The organism is Arthrobacter sp. EPSL27 (assembly GCF_001512305.1).
Taxonomy (GTDB): Bacteria; Actinomycetota; Actinomycetes; order Actinomycetales; family Micrococcaceae; genus Arthrobacter.
Genome location: NZ_LNUT01000005.1, coordinates 609,499 through 632,108 on the forward strand (window position 1 = coordinate 609,499; position 22,610 = coordinate 632,108).

21 protein-coding genes are annotated in these 22,610 nt (G+C 68.4%); 2 read left to right on the forward strand and 19 right to left on the reverse strand.

The window, feature by feature from the left end; all coding sequences use genetic code 11:
- Positions 1 to 66 precede the first annotated feature (66 nt).
- The 16 genes from AR539_RS13730 to AR539_RS13805 all read right to left on the reverse strand — a co-directional run bounded on the left by AR539_RS13730 (position 67) and on the right by AR539_RS13805 (position 18,092).
- Positions 67 to 2,979 carry a DEAD/DEAH box helicase gene (locus AR539_RS13730; protein ID WP_066437920.1) on the reverse strand — a complete coding sequence of 971 codons (2,913 nt, stop codon included), beginning with the start codon at positions 2,977 to 2,979 and terminating at the stop codon, positions 67 to 69.
- A 24-nt stretch (positions 2,980 to 3,003) separates the two neighbouring features.
- A complete protein-coding gene (gene tatC / locus AR539_RS13735) occupies positions 3,004 to 3,840 on the reverse strand; it encodes a twin-arginine translocase subunit TatC (RefSeq protein WP_157361019.1) in 837 nt (278 codons plus the stop codon).
- A gap of 6 nt (positions 3,841 to 3,846) precedes the next feature.
- The gene (tatA, locus tag AR539_RS13740; protein ID WP_066437925.1) at positions 3,847 to 4,116 is read right to left on the reverse strand and encodes a Sec-independent protein translocase subunit TatA; all 270 of its coding nucleotides are present in this window, start codon (positions 4,114 to 4,116) and stop codon (positions 3,847 to 3,849) included.
- Between the two features lie 41 nt (positions 4,117 to 4,157).
- Positions 4,158 to 4,544, reverse strand: coding sequence for a hypothetical protein (locus tag AR539_RS13745; protein ID WP_066437928.1), 387 nt, complete (start codon positions 4,542 to 4,544; stop codon positions 4,158 to 4,160).
- Positions 4,545 to 4,570: 26 nt separating this feature from the next.
- On the reverse strand, positions 4,571 to 6,571 hold the full coding sequence (locus AR539_RS13750) for a helix-turn-helix transcriptional regulator (RefSeq protein ID WP_066437932.1): 2,001 nt from the start codon (positions 6,569 to 6,571) through the stop codon (positions 4,571 to 4,573).
- Positions 6,572 to 6,726: 155 nt separating this feature from the next.
- Positions 6,727 to 7,122: an FKBP-type peptidyl-prolyl cis-trans isomerase gene (locus tag AR539_RS13755; protein ID WP_066437934.1), complete on the reverse strand. Its 396-nt coding sequence runs from the start codon at positions 7,120 to 7,122 to the stop codon at positions 6,727 to 6,729.
- A 44-nt stretch (positions 7,123 to 7,166) separates the two neighbouring features.
- Complete coding sequence (locus AR539_RS13760) at positions 7,167 to 8,099, reverse strand: FKBP-type peptidyl-prolyl cis-trans isomerase (protein ID WP_066437936.1); 933 nt, start codon at positions 8,097 to 8,099, stop codon at positions 7,167 to 7,169.
- Positions 8,100 to 8,209: 110 nt separating this feature from the next.
- On the reverse strand, positions 8,210 to 9,574 hold the full coding sequence (gene pafA, locus AR539_RS13765) for a Pup--protein ligase (RefSeq protein ID WP_066437939.1): 1,365 nt from the start codon (positions 9,572 to 9,574) through the stop codon (positions 8,210 to 8,212).
- Between the two features lies 1 nt (position 9,575).
- Positions 9,576 to 10,283, reverse strand: coding sequence for a proteasome subunit alpha (gene prcA, locus AR539_RS13770; protein WP_066437943.1), 708 nt, complete (start codon positions 10,281 to 10,283; stop codon positions 9,576 to 9,578).
- A 1-nt stretch (position 10,284) separates the two neighbouring features.
- On the reverse strand, positions 10,285 to 11,109 hold the full coding sequence (prcB, locus tag AR539_RS13775) for a proteasome subunit beta (protein WP_066437945.1): 825 nt from the start codon (positions 11,107 to 11,109) through the stop codon (positions 10,285 to 10,287).
- An 88-nt stretch (positions 11,110 to 11,197) separates the two neighbouring features.
- The gene (locus AR539_RS13780) at positions 11,198 to 11,401 is read right to left on the reverse strand and encodes a ubiquitin-like protein Pup (protein ID WP_024365265.1); all 204 of its coding nucleotides are present in this window, start codon (positions 11,399 to 11,401) and stop codon (positions 11,198 to 11,200) included.
- An 88-nt stretch (positions 11,402 to 11,489) separates the two neighbouring features.
- Positions 11,490 to 13,100: a depupylase/deamidase Dop gene (dop, locus tag AR539_RS13785; protein WP_066439990.1), complete on the reverse strand. Its 1,611-nt coding sequence runs from the start codon at positions 13,098 to 13,100 to the stop codon at positions 11,490 to 11,492.
- A gap of 38 nt (positions 13,101 to 13,138) precedes the next feature.
- Positions 13,139 to 14,929 carry a proteasome ATPase gene (arc, locus tag AR539_RS13790; RefSeq protein ID WP_066437946.1) on the reverse strand — a complete coding sequence of 597 codons (1,791 nt, stop codon included), beginning with the start codon at positions 14,927 to 14,929 and terminating at the stop codon, positions 13,139 to 13,141.
- Between the two features lie 82 nt (positions 14,930 to 15,011).
- Positions 15,012 to 16,103 (reverse strand): tRNA (adenine-N1)-methyltransferase, encoded by a 1,092-nt coding sequence (locus tag AR539_RS13795; RefSeq protein ID WP_066437948.1) that lies wholly within the window; start codon positions 16,101 to 16,103, stop codon positions 15,012 to 15,014.
- 47 nt (positions 16,104 to 16,150) lie between these two features.
- Positions 16,151 to 17,353, reverse strand: coding sequence for a site-2 protease family protein (locus AR539_RS13800; RefSeq protein ID WP_066437957.1), 1,203 nt, complete (start codon positions 17,351 to 17,353; stop codon positions 16,151 to 16,153).
- Positions 17,346 to 18,092, reverse strand: coding sequence for an HAD family hydrolase (locus tag AR539_RS13805; protein WP_066437960.1), 747 nt, complete (start codon positions 18,090 to 18,092; stop codon positions 17,346 to 17,348). The genes AR539_RS13800 and AR539_RS13805 overlap by 8 nt, the downstream gene beginning before the upstream one ends.
- 129 nt (positions 18,093 to 18,221) lie before the next feature.
- Here AR539_RS13805 and AR539_RS13810 point away from each other — a divergent pair, with 129 nt between their 5' ends.
- Positions 18,222 to 19,127 carry a PAC2 family protein gene (locus AR539_RS13810; RefSeq protein WP_066437963.1) on the forward strand — a complete coding sequence of 302 codons (906 nt, stop codon included), beginning with the start codon at positions 18,222 to 18,224 and terminating at the stop codon, positions 19,125 to 19,127.
- 64 nt (positions 19,128 to 19,191) lie between these two features.
- Here AR539_RS13810 and mshC read toward each other — a convergent pair whose 3' ends face one another.
- Both mshC and AR539_RS13820 read right to left on the reverse strand, forming a co-directional pair.
- The gene (gene mshC, locus AR539_RS13815; RefSeq protein ID WP_066437965.1) at positions 19,192 to 20,472 is read right to left on the reverse strand and encodes a cysteine--1-D-myo-inosityl 2-amino-2-deoxy-alpha-D-glucopyranoside ligase; all 1,281 of its coding nucleotides are present in this window, start codon (positions 20,470 to 20,472) and stop codon (positions 19,192 to 19,194) included.
- Between the two features lie 15 nt (positions 20,473 to 20,487).
- Entirely contained in the window at positions 20,488 to 21,321 is an 834-nt protein-coding gene (locus tag AR539_RS13820) for an undecaprenyl-diphosphate phosphatase (protein ID WP_066437967.1), read from the reverse strand.
- Between the two features lie 52 nt (positions 21,322 to 21,373).
- On the opposite strand from AR539_RS13820, the gene AR539_RS13825 reads away from it, so the two are divergent.
- Positions 21,374 to 22,309 (forward strand): aldo/keto reductase, encoded by a 936-nt coding sequence (locus AR539_RS13825; protein WP_066437970.1) that lies wholly within the window; start codon positions 21,374 to 21,376, stop codon positions 22,307 to 22,309.
- 28 nt (positions 22,310 to 22,337) lie between these two features.
- On the opposite strand, the gene AR539_RS13830 is transcribed toward AR539_RS13825, so the two are convergent.
- The gene (locus AR539_RS13830; RefSeq protein ID WP_066437971.1) at positions 22,338 to 22,604 is read right to left on the reverse strand and encodes a dehydrogenase; all 267 of its coding nucleotides are present in this window, start codon (positions 22,602 to 22,604) and stop codon (positions 22,338 to 22,340) included.
- Between the last annotated feature and the right edge of the window lie 6 nt (positions 22,605 to 22,610).

Below are 22,610 nucleotides of genomic sequence, written 5' to 3' on the forward strand. Positions count from 1 at the left end.
AGCCGGCACGGGCCGGCCGGGTTCGACGGCGGTGGATAGGCCCGGCCGTACGGCCGGCCGCGGCGCTCAGGCCACGGAAGAATAGGCGACGACGCCGCGCTTGATGAGTTTGATCGCGTCGCCGCACAGGCGCGCGACGCGCGGGTCAAGGGACGGGATCTTTGCCAGCTGGTCCAGCAGGTCGATGACCTGCTTCACCCAGCGGACAAAGTCGCCGGCGGCCAGGTCCGTGCCGCTGAGGACGTCCTGCAGGTGCCGGCCCTTGGCCCACTTGAAAATGGGCCAGACCAGGCCCAGTTCGGGTTCACCGGTCAGCGGGAGCTTGTTGGCTTCCTCGATGTCCTCCAGCACGGACCACTCCTGCACCACGATGTCCACCGCAGACTCGAGGGAGACGCTCGGCATCTTGGGCCGCAGCCCGCGGTCCTCGCGTTTGGCCTGGTAGACCAGGACGCTGGCCAGGGCTGCGACTTCCGCGGCGTCGAGGTCGCTGAAGGCACCCAGCCGCAAGGACTGGGAAATCAGCAGGTCCTTTTCGCCGTAGATCCGGCGCAGCCGCTGCCCGTCCGGGCTGATGGCGGGCACTCCGGCGTCGGAGGTTTCCAGGTAGCCGTAGCTGGAGAGCACGCCGCACACCCGGTCGAAAGTCTTGGCGATGGTGTTGGTGCGGCCCTGGATCTGGCGGACCAGCCCGTCGGTCTCCTGGCGGAGCTTCCAGTAGCGCTCCGACCAGCGGGCGTGGTCCTCGCGTTCGCTGCAGCCGTGGCACGGGTGCGCGCGGAGTTCGCGGCGCAGCTGGGCGATCTTCTTCTCCTGGTCCGGCTGTGCCGCGGCCCTGCCGAAGTCATCGTTCCGGCTCGGCGGCGCCGGCGGCCGGTTTTCCCGGAGGGCGTTGCGGACCGAGGACGCGAGGTCGCGCCGCGACTTGGGCACCTTGGCGTTGAAGGATTTCGGAATCCGGACCCGGGTGATCGGGGCCAGCGGCCCTTCGACGTCCTGGGTGCCGATCCGGCGCAGCTGGTTGTCCAGCGTCATCACGGCGGGCCGCGGTTCGCGGGAGTGGTGGTCGGAGCTGAGCACCACGGCCAGGCCGGGCGCCTTGCCGGTGGGAACGTCCACGACGTCGCCGGGCTGCAGCCGGCTCAGGGAATCCTCGGTGACGGTCTTCCGGGCCCGGGAACTGGTCCTGGACGCGTTCTTTTCCGTGTCGGTGAGCGCCCGCCGGATCCGTGAGTACTCGGTGAAGTCCCCCAGGTGGCAGCTCATGGCCTTGCTGAAGCCGGCGAGGGACTCCTCGCGGCTGCGCACCTGCTTGGCCAGGCCCACCACGGAGCGGTCCGCTTGGAACTGGGCAAAGGAGGACTCGAGGATCTCCCGCGCCCGGGCCCGGCCGAACTGCGCCACCAGGTTGATGGACATGTTGTAAGTGGGCCGGAAGCTGGAGTTCAGCGGGTACGTGCGCCGTGACGCCAGGCCGGCCACCGAGGCCGGATCCGTGCCGGGCTGCCACAGGACCACGGCATGGCCTTCGACGTCGATCCCCCGCCGGCCGGCGCGGCCGGTGAGCTGGGTGTACTCCCCCGCGGTGATGTTGACGTGCGCCTCACCGTTGAATTTGTCGAGCTTCTCCAGCACCACGGAGCGGGCCGGCATGTTGACGCCAAGCGCCAGGGTCTCGGTGGCGAACACGGCCTTCACCAGCCCGTCGACGAAGAGCTTCTCCACAACTTCCTTGAAGGTGGGCAGCATTCCGGCGTGGTGGGCGGCCAGCCCGCGCAGCAGCCCGTCCCGCCAGCTCCAGAACCCCAGGACGTCCAGGTCGTCCGGCGGGATGTCCTGGGCAGCCTCATCAACACGCCGGGCGATGATGAGCTGCTCCTGTTCGGTGGTGAGCCACAGGCCCGCGGCCACACACTGGGCGACGGCGGCGTCGCAGCCTGCGCGGGAGAAGATGAAGGTGATGGCCGGGAGCAGGTCCTGCCGGTCCAGGCTTGCGATGACCTGCGGGCGGCTTGCCTTCCGGACGGGGCTGCGCTGGCCGGACTGCTGGGCATCGTCCCGCTGGCCGTGCTGGTGGCGCTGCCGGCGCTGGTTGCGGCCGCCGTGGCCGAAGCGGCCGCGGAAGTTCATCTGGCTCTCGGCACGCGCCATCGACAGCAGTTCGGGGTTGACCTCGAAGCCGGGCCGGCTGCCGGTGTCCGCGCTCGCTACGGTCGCCGAGGCGGCGGTAGCCGCCGCCTCGGCGCTTCCGGCCTCCGGGGCGATCTCGTCGAAGGTGGTGTCCCCGGCGAAAAGGTCCACGATCTTCCGGCCCACCATGACGTGCTGCCAGAGCGGCACGGGCCGGTGCTCGGACACAATCACGTCGGTCTGCCCGCGGACCGTATCCAGCCAGGCGCCGAATTCCTCCGCATTGGACACGGTGGCGCTCAGCGAGGCGACCTGGACCTCACTCGGCAGGTGGATGATGACTTCCTCCCACACGGCGCCGCGGAAACGGTCAGCCAGGTAGTGGACCTCGTCCATCACCACAAAACCAAGGTCCGCCAGGGTGCTGGAGTCGGCGTAGAGCATGTTGCGGAGCACCTCGGTGGTCATCACCACCACCGGCGCGTCGCCGTTGATGCTGGTGTCGCCGGTCAGGAGGCCCACCCGGTCCGCCCCGTACTTGTCCGCCAGCTCGGAGTACTTCTGGTTGCTGAGGGCCTTGATCGGGGTGGTGTAGAACGCTTTGAGACCGCGCTGGAGCGCCAGGTAGATGGCGAATTCGCCCACAATCGTCTTGCCGGCGCCCGTAGGGGCGGCCACCAGGACACCGCGTCCGGCCTGCAGGGAAAGGCACGCCTCGCGCTGGAAGTCGTCGAGTTCGAACGCCAGCGTACGGATGAACCCGCCCAGATAGGTTTTGGCTTCAGCGGCCCGCTCGGCACTTGCGCGGTAGCGTTCAGACGGCGAGGCAGGCCCGGATAGTGAAGACATGCTTCCAGCCTAGTGCGCGTCGGGCTAGAGATTCTCCAGCTCGGAGCTCGGAGTCGCCTGGTCCGCGGTGGCTTCCGTCTCGGCGGCGCGTTTGACGGCGCGGCGTTCCCGGCGGCGGTCATTGAGCAGGCACAGCCCGATGGCGGCGAAGAAGAGGAGCAGCATCGGCCCGGCAAGGTAGAACATGCTCATTGCGTCCGCTCCCGGCGCGGCCATGGCGGCGAAGAGGCAGACCAGGAAAACAGTGATGCGCCAGCTCTTGACCAGCTGCTTGCCCTTGACGATTCCCGCAAGGTTCAGCCCGACCAGGATCACCGGCAGCAGGAAGGCGATGCCGAAGGCCAGCAGGAGACGCAGCACAAACGACAGGTAGACCTGCGCGCTGATGAAGTTGGATCCGCCGGACGGCGTGAAGTCGGTGAGCACCCGGACGGCGTTCGGCAGCACGAGCCACGCCAGCAGCACACCGCCTACAAACAGCGGCACGGCGGCGGCCACAAAGGACAGGGCCAGCCGGCGTTCCTTCTTGTGCAGGCCGGGGACAATAAAGGCCCACAGCTGGTACAGCCATACGGGGCTGGCGATGATCAGGCCCAGGAAGACGGAGACCTGGATCATCAGGTCGAAGGAGCTTGCGACGCCGTCGAAGTTCAGCGTCGCCTGCCGGCCCTCGTTCCGGTTCAGGTCGCTGATGGGCTTGATCAGCGCCTCGAGCATGGGCTGGTAGACGAGGAAGCCAACGACGGTGGCCAGGACAACGGCAATCGCGGACTTGAAGAGCCTGTTCCGCAGTTCTTTCAGGTGGTCGAGGAGCGCCATCCTCCCCTCGGGGTTCGACCGGCGGCCCATGGTTACTGCCACGTGGTACTAGGCGCGGTTCGGCGGCGGAACGTCGGTTCCGTCACCGGCGCGGGTTTCCGTGCCGGCGGACTTCGGGTGGTTGACGACGCGGCCTTCGACCGGCTCGGAACCGTCGGCGGCCTCCGGGGTGCCATCCTTCTTCATCTCCCGGACCTCGGACTTGAAGATGCGCATCGACTGGCCAAGGCTCCGGGCCATGCCGGGCAGCTTCGGTGCAGCAAAAAGCACCAGAGCCAGAACGATGATGATGATGAGATGCCAGCCTTCAAGCCTCATGGGGGGAGGTCCTTTCGTTGAAATACATCCTACGTCGATGTCTATCTGAATTCGATGTCGCGCAGCCGCTGGGGCTGCCCGCGGTCCGTCTTGCGCTGGATGCGCCGCTGGCGGCGGGCGTCCTGACGGGCGAACTTGGATGCGCGGTAATCATGTCGCATCTGCGCGGGTGACGCAAAAATTGCGGATCCGGGCCCGGGCCGGTCCTCCAGGCCGTCCTGGTGGCCGGACCCGGCGGGGTGGTCGCCGTCGCCGGCTTCGGCCGGCCGGGCTGCGGCGGGGACGGTGGAGAACCGCTCTGCCGCCTCTCCGAGGTCTTTGAGCGTCGCCATGAACTGCCGGTACAACCGGGCTCCGAGCACAACAAAGAACAGCAGGGACAACGCGACAAGCGCTATCCAGATCACGATCCAGGACCACCAAGGCATGCTGAGTAGTCTATCCGCCGCGCCCGCTAGTCCTCGTATTGGGCCAGGGCGGCGGCAAGCCACTGGCGTGATGCCTCCGCCACCCCGCCCGGTTCCAGGATCCGGGCGGTCCCGCCGTGCTGGGCCACGAACATAGGCAGCCAGTCGGTGCTGCCGAAACGGATTTCAGCCAGCAGCCCGCCGTCGGGCAGTTCCGCCGTGCGCTCGGCGTAGTATTCGTCGGCGAGGCCGGCGCCACGGCGGGTGAGCTCCACTACCACGACGGCGTCGTCGTCGTTGGGGGTGAAGAGCTTCACGGGGACGCTGTCGCTGGCTTTCGCCGTTTCCGCGGCGGGTCGGCCGGTGGGTGCCAGGGCCTCGATCCGGTCCAGCCGGAAGTTCCGCAGGCCCTGCGCGGAGTGGCAGTAGGCCTCCAGGTACCAGGTGTTGTCCAGGGAATACAGCCGCAGGGGGTCGATGTCGCGTTCGGAGACGGTGTCCCGCAGCGGGGAGAAGTAGCGCAGCCGCAGCTGCGTGCCGCTGCGGATCGCTTCCCGTGCCGTCTCCAGGGCGGCCAGGTTGCCGGGGCCCACCTCGGGGGCGGACAGGGCGGCGGCTTTGAGCCCCTCCTCCCCCGCCGCTGCCATGAGTTTGAGCGTGACGGATTCCAGCGCGCCGCCCTCGGCCAGTTCCGGCAGGCCGTTGAGTGTTTCCAGCCCGGTGAGGAGGGCGCAGGCCTCCTCGACGGTGAACCGGACGGGCCGTTTAAGGTCGAGGTCCTGGCTGATGGTGACGTGGTCGTCGTCCCACTGGATGTCCAGCAGGTCGTCCGGATAGCCCTCGGGAAGGCCGGAGCAGATCAGGATGCGGAGGTCGGCCTCCAGCTCCTGCCGGGTGATGCCGAAGTTCGCCGCCACTTCGCTGATGTGGAGGCCCTGGTTGTGTACCAGGAACGGCACCAGCTGCAGCATCCGGGCGAGCTGGTCCTCGGAGGTGCGCTTGCGGGGGTGCCGGGGCGCCCCGCCCTGCGGGGATCCCGCCGGGAAGGCGATTGCCGGGACGGGCGCGGCGGTAAAGGCCGCGGCTGCCGTGAGGCGGCGCCGCACGGACGTCACCAGTTCGGGCGGGGAGACAACCCGGACCCGGGGCCCGTAGGAGGCAAGCTCCTCCGCCAGGGTCTCGACGTCCCGGTACGGCACGCTGAGGCGGTCGCGTCCTGCCTGGGGCGGAGCGGCGGCAGGGCCGGGTGCGGCGGCGTGCGCCCGGGTGCGGAGCCCGTGCAGCGCGCCCGCCGCGACGTCGACGACGGCGGACTGGACCGGCAGTTCCGGCAGGGACGAGAGTTCCTCGCGGACGTTGAAATCCGACGGCGGGGCGAAGCGTTCCTTCGTCAGGACGGTCACCGCGGAGGTGAAGCGGGAGAGCCGGAAGAAGCGTTTGTCCCCGCGCGCCCGGTCATGGCCGACGAGGTACCACTGGCCAAAGCGGCTGCCCAGACCCCAGGGTTCCACCAGCCGCTCCTCTTCTTTGCCGGTGCTCCCGGCGAGGTAGCGGAAACTGACAGGGTGCTGGGCGTGCATGGCGGCGACCAGGTCTTCAAAGGCCTGGCCGGCGGGGCGGATCCGTGGCTGCACCCCGGCCGGGAGTTCGGCGTCGGCCAGTCCCCCCGAGGCCTGCAGCTTGCGCACGGCGTTGACCGCCGCGGAGCCCAGGGCGGCGTGTTCCCAGAGCTGGGCCGCGAGGATGAGGACGGTGCACTCTGCCGGCGTGAGGCTCACGTCCGGAAGCCGGTTGGATTCCTTGCCGATCCGGTAGCGGGTGGTGGCCGGATCGTCCGAGCCCCAGCCCTTGTCCGTGACGGTCTCGACGTCGAAGCCGATGCGCCGCAGCTCGTTCTTGTCCCGCTCGAACATCCGGCCGAACGCGACGTCCGTGCTGGTGGTGTCGTGGTAGACCTTGTCCCTCAGCTCGCTGCGGCGCAGGCCGTAGGTGGTGTTGAGGAGGGCGATGAGCAGGTTCAGGAGGCGTTCTGTACGTGAGGCTGACACCCCGCAAGGGTACTAAAGTCGCTGCCCGAAACAGACAAAAGCGCGGCAACAGCCGGAAGAAACTTTCCGATTGTTACCGCGCTTTTGGCGGGTGGGTGGGCCCACGCCGGCGAGGGCCCCGGCCCGAGCTTGCGAGGGCAGGGAGCCGGTGGGGACTAGCGGACGGCGACGAGGTCCACCACGAAGATCAGTGCCTCGTTGGGGCCGATGGCTCCGCCGGCGCCGCGCGAGCCGTAAGCCAGCTCGGACGGGATTTCCAGCCGGCGGCGGCCGCCGACCTTCATGCCCAGCAGGCCCTGGTCCCAGCCCTGGATGACCTGGCCGACGCCGACGCGGAAGTCGAGCGGCGCGCCGCGGCCCCAGGATGCGTCAAACTCTTCGCCGGTGGACCAGGCCACGCCGACGTAGTGGGTGGAGACGGTGTCGCCCGGCTTGGCTTCGGCGCCGTCGCCCTCAATCAGGTCGGTGATGACCAGTTCGGTGGGGACGTCGCCTTCCGGGAAATCAATCTCCGGCTTCTGGCGGTCGATGTTGCGCTGTCCAAATGACATGGTGGCTCCTTCTGGGGTGGCTTGGGGTGGGAAAAGATGCGGGGTTACTTGACGCCCAGGATGTCGACGACGAAGACGAGGTCGCCCTTGGCGTCGCCCTGGCCCTCTGCGCCGTAGGCAAGGTCCTGCGGGATGACCAGGAGGACCCGTGAGCCCACGGTCTTGCCAGCCAGGCCCTGGGTCCAGCCCTTGATCACGCCGGTGAGGGGGAAGGTGGCCTTCTCGCCGCGTTCAAAGCTGGAGTCGAAGACCTTGCCGCCGGCCAGGGCCACACCCACGTAGTTCACGGTGAGGGTGTCGGTCTCCTTGACCACGGGGCCGTTGCCCTTGATGAGGTCCTGGGATACCAGGGCGGTCGGGGCGGCTGCGCCTTCGACGGAGATCTCCGGGACGCCCTTGTCGTTTTCTTTGACGGTCGGCAGGCCGGCCGGCGGGGTGACGGTCTCGCCCTCAGGCTTGTCCAGGACCTTGGGTGCGTCCTTGGCGGAGATCACCTTGACGACGAGGAGCTGGGTGGGCTGCGCTTCGGCGCCCTCAGCGGCAGCGGCACCGGGAACGGCAAGCGCCAGGTGGGAACCGATCTTCGCGCCCACGAAGGCGTTGTAGATGACGGGGCTGTCCTTCTTGAGCTCGTCGGTGAGTTCGAGTTCCTCGGGGTCGTTCGGGAACGTGTCCTCGAGGGTGGAGCCGTCTTTGCCACTGAGGGCAACGATGGAGATACCGGCGATCTGGTTCGCCTTGACGCGGTCGCCGTTGCCCTCCGTGACCACCTTGACGGTGGGTTCCTTGACCTCGAGGGGCTGGGTGAATTCGACACCGGGCGCCTTCTTGTCGCCGTTCTCCGTCAGCTTGATGGAGTCCAGCTTGGCGGTGTCGCCGGCGGACTGGCTGGTGGGTTCAGGTGCTGCAGGTTCGCCGCCGCCGCAGGCAGTCAGCAGCAGCAGTCCGGGAAGAAGAATTGCTAGTAGTCGGCGCACTTAGGAACTTTCGTCGGGGCAGGATGGACGCCTCGCCGGGCAGCTGCCAGCGGCAAAGCAAGCGTGGCCGTTAAACGGCACTTCTCCAGAATAACGCGGAAAGCTGGGTGTCAGCCCATAGAGTCCAGGAGAGCGTCCACACGTTCGTCGACGCTGCGGAACGGGTCTTTGCACAGCAGGGTCTGGTGGGCGCGGTCGTTGAGCTTCAGGTGCACCCAGTCCACGGTGTAGTCCCGGCCCAGTTCCTGGGCCCGTCGGACGAAGTCCCCGCGGAGCTTGGCGCGGGTGGTCTGCGGCGGCGCGTCCACCGCGTCCTTGATGGCGGTGTCGTCCACCACGCGGCGCACGGCGCCGCGGGACTGGAGCAGGTAGTACAGCCCGCGGGTGCGGGAGATGTCGTGGTAGGTCAGGTCCAGCTGGGCGATGCGCGGCGCGTCCAGTCCGAGGTTATGCCGGGAGCGGTAGTTGTCCATGAGCTTCTTCTTGATGGCCCAGTCCACCTCGGTGTCGATCTTGCTGGTGTCGCCGCTTTCGATCGCGTCGAGCGTGCGCTCCCAGAGGTCCAGGATCAGCGGGACGTGGGCGTTGTGGGCGCCGTTTTCGGCCACGAACGCCGTGACTTTGCCCAAGTATTCGCGCTGGATTTCCAGGGCGGTGAGCTGCCGGCCGTTGGCCAGCCGGACCAGGGCGCGGCCGCTGAGGTCGTGGGAGATTTCCCGGATGCTGCGGATGGGGTTTTCCATCCGCATGTCGCGCATGATCACCCCGGCCTCGATCATGCGCAGGATCAGGTCGACGGTGCCGACCTTGAGCAGCGCGGTGGTCTCGGACATGTTGGAGTCGCCCACGATCACGTGCAGCCGGCGGTAGAACTCGGCGTCGGCGTGCGGCTCATCCCGGGTGTTGATGATGGGCCGGGACCTGGTGGTGGCGGAGGAGACGCCCTCCCAGATGTGGTCGGCGCGCTGGGAGAACGCGAAGGTGGCCCCGTGCGGGGTCTTGAGGATCTTGCCGGCGCCCGCGATGAGCTGCCGGGTGACCAGGAACGGGATGAGGATCTCGGCCTGCCGGGAGAACTCGCCGCGCCGCGGGATCAGGTAGTTCTCATGGCTGCCGTAGGAGTTCCCGGCGGAGTCGGTGTTGTTCTTGAACAGGTACACGGTGCCGTTGAAACCCTCAGCAGCGAGCCGTTCCTGCGCCTCGTCGACGAGGTCGTCCAGGATCAGTTCCCCGGCCCGGTCGTGCGCGATGAGCTGGGCCAGGTCGTCGCATTCGGCGGTGGCGTACTCCGGGTGGGAGCCGACGTCGAGGTACAGCCGGGACCCGTTGGTGAGGAACACGTTGGAGGACCTCCCCCAGCTGACCACTTTGCGGAACAGGTAGCGGGCCACCTCCTCGGGGGCCAGCGGACGGGACTCCGGGGAGGAATAGGAAATCCCGAACTCGGTTTCGATGCCGAAAATGCGCTTGTCCATCTCAGTTCTCCTCAGCCAGCAATGCCGTGATGTCCTCGTCCTCGAGCCGGCGGAAGGCGCGGCGGGTGCCGCGGCTGCTTTCCGAGGCGCGGTCCAGGACGGCTACCTCCACGGCCGACGCCGGCAGCGTGGCAGTTTCCTTGTCCGCGACGAGGCCGGACAGCGCGAGTCTGATGGCCCCGGCGAAATCGAGTTCGCCCTGCCAGCCCGCCGCGACGGCCTCGGAAACCTTGTCCGCCTGCCCGCCCATCACGATGAAGCCCTTCTCATCGGCGATCGAGCCGTCGAAGGTCAGCCGGTAGAGGTGGTCCGCGTCCGGAGAGGACCCCACCTCGGCGACGGCGAGTTCCACCTCGAAGGGCTTCTGCTCGGCCGTGAAGACGGCGCCCAGGCTTTGGGCGTAGACGCTGGCCAGGCCCCGGGCCGTTACGTCCTCGCGGTCGTACGAGTAGCCGCGCACGTCGGCGTAGCGCACCCCGGCCTGGCGGAGGCTCTCGAACTCGTTGTATTTGCCCACCGCGGCGAAGGCGATCTTGTCGTAGATCTCGCCGATTTTGTGCAGTGACGGTGAGGGGTTCTCGGCCACGAGGGCGATCCCGTCGCGGCAGCTGATGACCACCACGGAGCGCCCGCGCGCGATGCCTTTCCGCGCGAAATCCGCGCGGTCCTTCATCAGCTGCTCGGGCGATACGTAGAACTGCTGGGTCATCTCAGGCCTCCCGCCGGGCTGCGGCCCGGGATTCGATGATGGTGCCGGCCATGGCGGCGAGTTCCCGCTCCGGGACGCGGACGGCGCCTGAGCGGTTGACGATGTACACCACGGGCCACAGCTGGCGGACGGGGTCCGGGCCGCCGGTGGCGGAGTCGTCGTCGGCGGCGTCGTAGAGCGCCTCGACGGCGACGGCGACGGCGTCCTGCTCGGAGAGGTTGGGCCGCCAGAGTTTCTTGAGCGCGCCGCGGGCAAACACGGAACCTGACCCGACCGAGTGGTGTTCCTGCTCCTCGTACCGGCCGCCGGTGACGTCGTAGGAGAAGAGCCGGCCGACGCCGGCGGGGCGGTCGAAGCCCGCGAACAGGGGAACCACGGCGAGGCCCTGCATCGCCATCGGCAGGTTGCTGCGGATCATGGCGCCCAGCCGGTTGGCCTTGCCGTCGAGGCTGAGCAGGGTGCCTTCGATCTTCTCGTAGTGTTCGAGTTCAACCTGGAACAGCCGGGTGATGTCGAGGGCGATGCCCGCGGTGCCGGCGATGCCGAGCACCGAATACTGGTCCGCGGGAAAGACCTTTTCGATGTGCCTGCTGGCGATGATGTTGCCCATGGTGGCGCGCCGGTCCCCGGCCATGAGTACCCCGCCGGCGTAGCTGAGGCCGACGATGGTGGTTCCGTGCGGCGCCTGAAGCGGCGCTGCACCTGCGGGGCTGCCGGCCGGCAGGTGCTGGCCGAACGGTAACAGGTCGGGGCGCTGGCGCTGGAGGTGTTCGGTGAAGGAGGACGTGGCGGTGGCTGCTACCTGGTTGGCGGTGGTTTCCTGCACTGGTGCACTCCCTCAACGTAGTGGATCAACGGCTTGCGGTCCTCAGCCCCGTTCGGCGCAGCTCCTGGCCGGCGGTGGCCGGGCCGCCCTATTGGCCGCCCTTTTGGACGAAGGCCCGGACGAACTCTTCGGCGTTGGACTCCAGCACGCCGTCGATCTCGTCGAGCAGGTCGTCCACGCCCTGGGTGGCGGCTGATGCCTGTCCTTCCGCGGGTGCCGGCGGGGCCGCGGGGACGTCCTCGTCGACCTCGGTGTCCCGCGACTGCGGCTGCTGCTGCTCCTGGCCTGCCATTGCTTTCTCCTTCTGTCCGCCCCTCGTCGCGAGGGACTTCCTGTAAGCCATATTGCCACGCGCGGGGCTCCCGCGGGGCTCTTTGTGGTCAGGAACCGGGAGGGAGTCCCAGCAGTTCGGAGAGGAACGGCCCGGCTTCCCGGTGGCGGGCGAAAAGTCCGCCGGTGAGGGCTTCTGTTCCGCGCAGCGGTTCCCGGGTGGGGACCCGCTGGAGCCTGCCGCGGCCGGGCACATCGAAGATCACCGAGTCCCAGCTGGCGCCCACCACGTCGGCGCCGAAGCGGCTGACGCAGCGGCCCCGGAAGAACGCCCGCGTGTCCGACGGCGGTTCGGTGACCGCCCGCTGGATGGCGGCGTCGTCGACCAGCCGCTGCATGCGGTCCCGGGCCAGCAGCCGGTAGTACAGCCCCTTTTCGGGCCGGATGTCGGCCCACTGCAGGTCCACGAGGCCCAGCCGCGCGTGGCCCCAGTCCAGCCCGTCGCGTTCCCGGTAGCCATCCAGCAGGGAGAGCTTGGCGAGCCACTCCACGGAGGATGCGGCCGCCGCCCGGTCGCTGCCGAGCTGGGTCAGCGTCGCCGACCAGCGTTCCAGTACCCCGTGGGTGTGCCCGTCGCCGTCCACGGCGTCGGCGACGCCGGTGTCCTGGGCGTGCTTCGCGGCAGCCTCGAAGTAGATCCACTGGAGGTCCAGGGCGGTGATCCGCCGCCCGTCGAGGAGCCGCAGGGTGGCCGTGAGCGTGGTGTCGTGGCTGACCGCCTGCAACGCGGCCACCGGTTCGTGCACTTCGATCTTGGGCGCCAGCCCGGCCTCAATGAGGCTCAGCACCATCGCGGTGCTGCCGAATTTGAGGTAGTTGGAGGCCTGGCTGAGGTTGGCGTCGCCGATGATCACGTGCAGCCTGCGGTACTTGTCCGCCGTCGCGTGGGGCTCATCGCGGGTGTTGATGATGGGCCGGCGGATGGTGGTTTCGAGGCCCACTTCGGTCTCGAAGAAGTCGGCCCGCTGGCTGATCTGGTAGCCGGGCCGGGAGCCGTCCTGCTTCATGCCCACCCGCCCGGCCCCGCAGATCACCTGGCGGGTGACGAAGAACGGGGTCAGTCCGCGGACGATGTCGCCGAACGGCACGCTGCGGGGCATGAGGTAGTTCTCATGGGAGCCGTAGGAGACCGACTTGTTGTCGGTGTTGTTCTTGTACAGGTTGATGGGGGGCAGGTCCGGGTCGGCGGCGAGCCGGCGCACGGCGGCCAGGGCCACTAGGTCTCCGGCGGCATCCCACGCCACGGCGTCCCGCGGGTTGGTCACCTCCGGGCTGGAGTACTCAGGGTGGGCATGGTCGACATAGAGCCGGGCTCCGTTGCCGAGGACCATGTTCATCAGCAGCGTGCCGGACTCGTCCTCGCCGTCGGCTTCCAGTTCCTGCCGGCCATAGGCGAGGGCGACGGCCTCGGCGTCGAGCACGGGAGGCTGGTCGGTGAGCTGTTCCGGTTCGGCCCGGCTCCGCTCCAGCGTCCAGCCCCGGGCATCATGCAGGGGCTCCTCGTCGGTGTAGTCCCAGCGGGTTTCGGCGCCGCCCGCGGCGCGCTGCCGGGTCACCTGGGCGTAGGCCTGGATCACCCGGGCGGACATCATGGTGGCGTTGGCCCCCGGCGCGGAGGGCGCATGGATGCCGTACTCGGTCTCCGAGCCCATGACCCGCATGGCTCCGCCGGCGGGCAGCCCGCCCGGCACGCCTGCCGTCACAGGTACTGGCCCGTGCTCGGCATCGTCTCGATGGATTTGCCGGGCTCCTGCCCCGCCTTGCCCTGGACGATGGTGCGGATGTACGTGATGCGTTCGCCCTTCTTGCCCGAGATCCGTGCCCAGTCGTCCGGGTTGGTGGTGTTCGGCATGTCCTCGTGCTCGCGGAACTCGTCGACGACGGCACGCAGCAGGTGGTCGATCCGGATGCCCTTCTGGCCCACGGTGAGGAGGTCCTTGATGGCGTACTTCTTGGCCCGGTCCACGACGTTCTGCACCACGGCCCCCGAATTGAAGTCCTTGAAATAGAGCATCTCGGTGTCGCCGTTGGCGTACGTGACCTCGAGGTACTCGTTGGACTTGTCTGTGGAGTACATGGCCTCGACGGTGCGCTGGACCATGGCGTCCACGGTGGCCTGGACGTCCCCGTGGTGCTCGGCGAGGTCCGACTCGTGGAACGGCAGGTCGGCGGTGATGTACTTGTTGAAGATGTCCGCCGCGGCTTCCGCGTCGGGGCGGTGGATCTTTACCTTCACGTCCAGCCGGCCCGGGCGCAGGATGGCCGGGTCGATCATGTCCTCGCGGTTGGACGCGCCGATCACAATGACGTTGTCCAGCCGCTCGACGCCGTCGATCTCGCTGAGCAGCTGCGGCACGATGGTGGTTTCGACGTCGGAGGAGATGCCGGTGCCGCGGGTGCGGAACAGCGAGTCCATCTCATCGAAGAAGACCACCACGGGGCTGCCCTCGGAGGCCTTCTCCCGGGCGCGGGCGAAGATCAGCCGGATGTGCCGTTCGGTTTCACCGACGTACTTGTCCAGCAGTTCGGGGCCCTTGATGTTCAGGAAGTAGCTCTTCATGTCCGTCTTGCCGGTGCGTTCGGCGGCCCGGGCGGCGAGCGAATTGGCGACGGCCTTCGCGATCAGTGTCTTGCCGCAGCCCGGCGGGCCGTAGAGCAGGATGCCCTTGGGCGCCTTGAGGCCATGTTCGCGGTAGAGGTCCGGGTGCAGGAACGGCAGTTCCACGGCGTCGCGGATCTGCTCGATCTGCGGTCCCAGCCCGCCGATGTCCTGGTAGGTGATGTCCGGCACCTCTTCGAGGACCAGGTTCTCCACCTCGGAGCGCGGGATCTTCTCGAGGGCGTACCCGGTGCGCGAGTCGATCGAGAGGGCATCGCCCACCCGCAGCGTTTGCGCGAGCAGGGGGCCGGAAATCCGGACCACACGTTCCTCGTCCGCGCGGCCCACCACCAGCGCACGGTCGGTGCCGAGCATTTCCTTCAGCGTGACCAGGTCGCCGGCGCGTTCGTAGCCCAGCCCGGCGACCACCAGCAGCGCCTCGTTCAGGAGCACCTCCTGGCCGACGGCGAGCTGGTTGATGTTGACCAGCGGGCTGATGCCCACCCGCATCTTGCGCCCGGCGTTGAAGATGTCCACCGATTCCTCGGTGGCGGCCTGCCCGCCGTTGACCGCGGACGGAATCCGTTTCGGGTTCAACTGGAGGATGGTGCCGAAGCTGTACGGCGGCTGGCCCTCCTGGTCAAGGGCGTTCTTCAGCCGGAGGATCTCCTGCTTCGCGGTTTCCAGCATGGCCACGAGCTTGGAGTTGTTTTGCGTGGCGGCGGCGAGCTGGCGGTCAATATGCCGGAGCTTGTCCCGGAGGATATTGACCTGCCGCTCGGCCACGGACAGCTCGCTGGCGGCGTAGCGCTCCCCTTCGCCCTGCGTTTGCCCCGCGGCAGCCGCCGCGTCCTCTGCCGGCAGGCCCGGATCAGTGTTCGGAGTCTCCATCGTGCATCAGCCCCTTCCTACGCTTCTATTAAGACATTAGCCCCAAGAAGCCGGGTGCCGCTGAAGACTTCCGAAATACGGACTACTTCGTAATATCCGGAGCGTCTTTGACGTTTGTCCCGGCGATCGCGTCCCGGGCGGCCCGCCGCAGCTTCTTGTCCGACACGGCCCGCTCCCCCACGGCTCCCGGGGTCCACGCGTTGACGTCCGCTTCGGCGAATTCCGTCTTGGACGGGCGGCGCTTGACGGAGATGCCCGTGACGCCGTCGGCCAGCCGCCGGGTGACCAGGAGGAACCCGGTGTGCGCCACCATCCGGTGGTCCGGGCGCACGGCCAGGCCTTCGAGGTGCCAGCCGCGGACCATGGACTCCCAGGCGTCAGGCTCAGTGAAGCGGCCGTCGGCGCGGATGGCCTCGGCGGTGCGGGACAGCTGCGTCACAGTGGCGACATAGTTGATCCACACGCCGCCCGGCGCCAGCACGGTGGCGACGGCGTCGAGGCATTCCCACGGGGCCAGCATGTCCAGGACCACCCGGTCCACGGAGCCGGGCTCTTCGGTGCGGACCACTTCCTCCTGGAAATCGCCGAGCGAGATCTGCCAGGCCGGGTGCGGGCCGCCAAAGATGGTCTCGACGTTGCCGCGGGCAATGTCGGCGAATTCTTCGCGGCGTTCGAACGAGTGCAGGTAGCCGTTGTCCCCCACCGCGCGGAGCAGCGAGATGGACAGCGCGCCGGAACCGACGCCGGCTTCGACGACGCGTGCGCCGGGGAAGATGTCCGCCATGGTGACGATCTGGCCGGCATCCTTGGGGTAGACGACGGCTGCGCCGCGGGGCATCGACAGCACGAAGTCCGAGAGCAGGGGCCGCAGGGTCTGGTACTGCTGGCCAACGTTGTTGACCACCACCGAGCCGTCGGGCTGGCCGATGATCTCATCGTGGTTCAGGAAGCCGCGGTGCGTGTGGAAGGCGCCGCCGGCCTCGAGAGTGATGGTGTTCATGCGGCCGCGCTCGTCGGTGAGCTGGACGCGCTCACCTTCGCGGAACGGTCCGCGGCGGCGGGCGGCGCCGGCCGGGGAGGCTGCGGCCGGGGACGCGGCATTTGCCGTGGCTGCCGCTGTGCCGGCGGTTCCGGCGTAGTCCTGGCTGGTGCCGGCGGCGGTGTCGGTGCTCATGAAAATGTTCCTCGCTCTTGGAAAGCTGTGTGGACCGGCAGGTAACTCTACCGGTTCTGGCCGTACATCCGCTTGCCCGCTCCGGGCCCCTTGCCGGTGAGGGCTCCCACGACGGCGGACTGCCGCAGCAGCCCGGTGACGGTTCCGTCCCGGTCGACGACGGCGTATTCCAGCCCGTCGAGCTGGGCCAGGTACTGGATCAGCTCCTGGCCCCGGGACCACTCGGGCACGTAGGCGCCGTCCCCGAGGGCGTAGGACACGGCCGTGAGGGGCGTCGCCGCGGTGGCGCCCGCGGGAACCGTGGCAAGTGCGCCGGCGTCGACCACCGCGGCGGGCCGGCCGTCCGGGCGGTAGAGGACCACGTTGGGAACGGCCCCGGTAGCAGGATGGGGCGCCAGCGCCAGCACGTCGGCCACGGTGGCCGACTCGGGCAGGCCCACCGCGGGTTCCGCCAGTTCGCCGGCGGCAACGAGCGGCAGCCGCCCCCGCAGCCTGGCCTGCTGGATGGAGGCCGAGGCCCCCATCCAGAGGAAGCCGCCGACCAGCACCGTGATGACTGTCATAAGCAGGTCCGGTTCGCCGCCGCTGAGCAGGGGAAGCGCCAGAAACCAGCCCACCAGGGCCACCACGATGATCCGGCCGCCCCAGCCGGCCGCCACGGTGCCCTTTTCCTGGCTGCCGGTTATCTTCCAGACGGCGGATTCCACCAGCCGGCCGCCGTCCAGCGGCAATCCGGGCAGGACATTGAAGATGCCGATCAGCAGGTTGGCCCAGAGGAAGATGTTGGCCAGAATGGCCGGCACTCCCCTGAGGTCGCCCGCGGTCAGCAGGAGCCAGCCTCCGGCGGCGAGGACAAAGTTCGCCGCCGGGCCGGCCATGGCCACCACAACGGAGCGGCCCGGCGAAGCGGTAAAGCTCTCGAACTGGGTGTGTCCGCCCCACAAGTTAAGGACGATCTTCTCGCTGGGCCAGCGGTAGATCTTGGCGGTCAGGGCGTGGGCGAGTTCGTGCACCAGGACTGACACCGCCAGAAGCACGGCGTAGGCGAACGCCACGAGGTACGCGCCGAAGCCCAGCCGCGGGTTATTGGCCTGCAGGACGGGCCCGTAGGCGATCACCGTGAACGCCGCGATGATAAACCAGGAGTAGGCGAGGATCACCGGGATGCCGGCGATGCGCCCCAGCGGGATGCCCTCTCTGCGGGCCGGTTTCTGCGGGTTCTGCCCGCTGCGGGTTCCGGTGTCAGCCATGGACCGGCTCCTGCGCGGCGGGGGCCTGGCCGAACGTGGCGTCGGGGAATTCGTGGCGCAGGGCCACCAGTTCTTCAAGGTCGGCCACGGTGCGCCCCTCCAGGGTGTCCCACATGGCGCGCCGCGGGTCGTGGGGCAGGGGAACGATGTGCGGGATGGCGACCGTGGGCACTCCGGAGGCGACGGCGGCAGCCACGCCCGGTTCGGAGTCCTCGAGCGCCACGCAGTGGTGCAGGCCAAGGTCCGGGTCCTGCTCCTGCAGCAGCGAGACCGCCGTGAGGTAAGCCTCGGGGTGCGGCTTGCCCTGGGTGACGGTGTCTCCGGTGACCAGGAAGTCGAAGTAGGGCCGGGGCAGGCTGGCCACGATCTCCCGGGCCAGCGGCGCCTCGGACATGGTCACAAGCACGCAGCGGATTCCGGCCGTATGGAGATCTTCGAGGAGTTCGCGGGCGCCGGGGCGCCAGGGCACGGATTCGCGGACCTGGCGGATGACGTGCTGGGTGAGGGTGTCGATGATCTCCCGGCGCTCCAGCCGGACGCCGGCTTCCTGCAGCAGGCCCGCGGAGAAGACCAGCGACTGTCCCACCAGCTGCATAGCCTTCTCGTGCGACCACTGCCCGCCGTGCGCGGCCACCAGGGCGTGTTCGGCTTCGATCCAGTAGGGCTCGGTGTCGACGATGGTGCCGTCCATGTCCCAGAGTGCGGCTTTGAGCAGGGGCTGGGACACTGAGGATTGCATGCTTTCCAGTCTACGGTGCGGCCCTGTGCGGGTCCTGAGAGTACGCCTACGGCGAATATCGCCTGGCCGTCCGTGATCCCGGCGCTTCATTCCATGCGTGGCGCGGGTGCTTGGACGTAGGGTGAGGGGATGAACAGCTTCGAGGTAGACCCAGCGGAAGCGGCCGGCGCGCCCGAGCCGGAACGGCTGTTGCAGCCCGTACCCGCGGGACGGCGGATCACGGTACTGCTCGCCGCCTTTGAAGGCTGGAACGACGCCGGCGAGGCCGCCAGTGATGCTTTGCGCTACCTCAACAAGCTCTGGGGCGGCAAGAAGGTCGGGTCGATCGACGCGGACGAGTACTACGATTTCCAGTTCACGCGTCCCACGATCCGCCGCACGGCCTCCGGGGAGCGGAAGATCAAGTGGCCCTCGACCCGCATTTTCAAGGCGAGCGTGCCGGACTCCAACGTGGACGTCATTTTCGTCCAGGGCACGGAACCGTCCTACAAGTGGCGGGCGTACACCGCTGAGCTGCTGGTCCATGCCGAGGCGCTCCATGTGGACTATGTGATCCTGGTCGGCGCCCTGCTGGCCGACGTGCCGCACAGCCGGCCGATTCCGGTGAGCGCGTCCACGGATGACCCGGCGCTGCGGGAGCGGATGGACCTTGAGGCCTCGCAGTATGAGGGCCCGGTGGGGATCGTCGGGGTGCTCGCGGAGGTGGCCCTCCTGGCGGGACTGCCCACGGTCTCGCTCTGGGCGGCCGTGCCGCACTACGTGGCGCAGGCACCCTCCCCCAAGGCGCAGCTGGCGCTGCTGCACCGGATCGAGGAGCTCCTGCAGGTCCCGCTTGACACCCAGGAACTCGCCGAGGAATCGGACGCGTGGGAGCGGGGCGTTGATGAACTCGCCACCGAAGACCCCGAGATCGCGGCGTACGTCCGTCAGCTCGAGGAGGCGAAGGACACCGCGGACCTCCCTGAGGCCAGCGGCGAGTCGATTGCCCGGGAATTTGAGCGCTACCTCAAGCGCCGCGGCAAGGACAAGCCCTAGGGACCGCCGGCCGGAGCCCCGCCCTGCGGGACCCGGCTCGCGTCCGGCGCTTAGTGTTCAGCGCCTAGAGTTCGACGCCGAGCAGGGCGTTGACGGCGTCGCTCACCAGGGCGGCGTCCGCCGCGGATCCGCTGTGGCCGTCCGCAAGCGCCGTGGCGGCCCACTCGTCGACGGCCGCGACGGCCCCCGGTGCATTGAGGTCGTTGGAGAGTTCCTCGCGCATCCGCGCAACCACCCCGGCGGCGGAGCCCTCAGGGGCCGCGTCGAGGGCCGCGCGCCAGGTGCGCAGCCGGTCCTTCGCGGCCGCGAAACCCTCATCGGTCCAGGACCAGTCGCTGCGGTAGTGGTGGGCCACGATGGCCAGCCGGATCGCGGCCGGTTCCTCACCGGCAGCGCGGAGCCTGGAGACGAGGACCAGGTTTCCCTTGGACTTGCTCATTTTTTCGCCGTCGAGGCCCACCATTCCGGCGTGCGCGAAGTGTTGCGCCAGCGGCACGCCGGACAGCGAGTACGCGTGCCCGGCACCCATCTCGTGGTGCGGGAAGACCAGGTCCGAGCCGCCGCCCTGGACGGTGAACGGGGCGGGGAGGTATTTCTGGGCAATCACGGTGCATTCGATGTGCCATCCGGGCCGGCCTGCGCCCAGTTCCCCACCGGGCCAGCTGGGTTCGCCCTCGCGGGCCACCCGCCAGAGCAGCGGGTCCAGAGCCTGGCGCTTGCCGGCGCGGCCGGGATCGCCGCCGCGTTCGGCGAAAAGTTCCAGCATCTCGGCGTCGGACAGCCCGGAAATCGCGCCAAGGGTCCAGGCGTCCGTGGTCTCGGCGGAATGCTTGCCCGCCGCTTCGACGTCGTAATAGACATCCCCGTCAGGTTCGCCGGGGCCGCCGGCCACACGGTAGGCCAGCCCGCGCTGCAGCAGCAGCTCGATGGCCGGCACAATCAGCGGGATCGCCTCGACGGCGCCGACGTACTGGTCCGGGGCCAGGACGTTGAGGGCTTCCATGTCCGTCTGGAACAGCTCGATCTGACTCGCTGCGAGGTCGCGCCAGTCCACACCGGTGGCCGTGGCGCGCTCCAGCAGGGGATCGTCGACGTCGGTGACGTTCTGGACATAGGACACCTGCTGCCGGCCGTCCCGCCAGGCGCGGTTGAGGAGGTCGAACGCGACGTAGCTGGCCGCGTGGCCCATGTGGGTGGCGTCATACGGGGTGATTCCGCAGACATACATGGACTGTTCGCCCGTGGCGCCGAGGGTCACGACGGCACCTTTGGCGGTGTCGAACAGGCGGAGGGCAGGCATGCTGCCGGGGAGCTGGGGAACGGGGCGGGAGATCCAGGACTTCACAGCCCAAGCCTAGTGCTAGGCGCTGATGACGTTGAAACCGAGCAGCACGTAGAGGGCCAGGCCCAGCAGAATCCGGTACCAGACGAAGAGCCGGTAGCTGTGGGTGGACACGTACTTCAGGAACCAGCCGATGATGATGTACCCCACCACGAAAGCAACCGCGGTGGCGAGGGCTGTTTCCGGGAGGCTGTACGGGCCGGTGATGCCGTCCTTGGTGACCACCTTGTAGAGCTGGTAGAGGCCGCTGCCGAAGACCGCCGGAATGGCCAGCAGGAACGAGTAACGGGCCGCCGCCTCACGGGTGTAGCCCATCAGCAGGCCCGCGGTGATGGTGCCACCGGAGCGGGAAACGCCGGGAATCAGGGCCATGGCCTGCGCCAGGCCGTACAGGATGCCGTGTTTGTAAGTCAGCTGGGTCAGGTCGCGGTCCTGGCGTCCGACGGCGTCGGCCACGGCCAGGATCATGCCGAAGACAATCAGCATGGTGGCCACAATCCAGAGGCTGCGGAGCACGGACTCGATCTGGTCCTGGAACAGCAGGCCAAGGACGATGATCGGGAGGCTGCCCAGGATCACCAGCCAGCCCATCCGGGCGTCGGGATCATTCCGGGGCACCTTGCCCATCAGGGATCCGGTCCAGGCCTTGATGATCCGCACGATGTCCCGCCAGAAGTACACCACCACAGCCGTTTCGGTGCCGAGCTGGGTGATGGCGGTGAAGGCGGCCCCGGGATCCGCAGCGTTGGGGAGGAAGGAGCCGACAATCCGCAGATGGGCGCTAGAGGAAATCGGGAGGAATTCTGTCAGTCCCTGCACAAGGCCCAGAAAGGCCGCTTCAAACCAGTTCACGTTTATAGACCCTACGTCATGGAGCCAGCCGAATCCCCGTAAGCTTGCTGACATGCAGCAGCGTTATGTCGGCAACAGTGGGTTGCGCGTATCCTCCCTCTCCCTCGGCACCATGTCCTGGGCACGGGAGACCGATGAGCAGGATGCTTCGGCGCTGCTCCGCACCTTCGTGGACGGCGGCGGCACCCTGATCGACACAGCCGCGTCCTATGCCGACGGCCAGGCCGAGGCGATGCTGGGCAGCATGCTGGGCGACGTCGTGGCGCGATCCGAGGTGGTCATCTCCACCAAGGCGGGGCTGACGACGTCGGACGGCCGGCGCAGCGTCGACACCTCCCGGAACGGGATGCTCTCCGGACTGGACGCCAGCCTGGCCCGGCTGGGCACCGACTACGTGGACCTGTGGTTCGCCCACGCCTGGGACCCCAACGTCCCGCTGGAGGAAACCCTCTCCGCCCTCGAATTCGCGGTCCGCTCGGGCCGGGCCCGCTATGCGGGCGTCTCCAACTTCAACGGCTGGCAGACGGCGAAGGCTGCCGCGGTGGCGGGGTTCCCGCTGGTGGCCAACCAGTCGGAGTACTCCCTGCTGCGCCGCTCCCCCGAGGCGGAACTCATTCCCGCCGTCGAGGACGCCGGCCTGGGCCTGATGGCCTGGGGCCCGGCGGGGCGCGGGGTGCTGAGCGGCAAGTACCGCGGGCACATTCCGGCCGATTCACGCGCGGCCCATTCGCGGCTGGCCGGCTATGTGGAACCGTACCTGGAGGGCGCGGCGTCACGGGTGGTGGAAGCCGTGGCGATGGCGGCGAAAGGCCTGGGCCGGACCGCGCTGGACGTGTCCCTCAGCTGGCTGCTGGCCCAGCCGGGTGTGGCGACGGCCATTGTGGGCGCGCGCACGCCGGTGCAGCTGAAGGAAATCCTGGATTCAACGCTGGCGCCGCTTCCGCCGCAGATCGCGCAGGCGCTGGAAGACGTGTCCAGTCCCGCCTGAGCGGGCCATTCCCCCGCTGCGGGGGAACTCAGTCCTGGAGGATTTCCAGGTCTTCCTCGTCGTCGATATCCTCGTCGTCGTCCTCGTCGCTGTCGTCTTCGATCACCTCGAGCGGCGTCACTTCGCCGTACGCTTCGTAGAGCGCGTCCTCGTAGACTTCAAAGGCATCCGCTACAGCGAAGAACGCTGCCTCGACCGCGGGATCCCCGGCTCCCCGGCGCGCCGACGCGCTGGCGAGGTGTTCCTCCAGCGCAGACGTCAGGGACTGAAGCGCGACACGCGGATCGATGCTCATGACTTC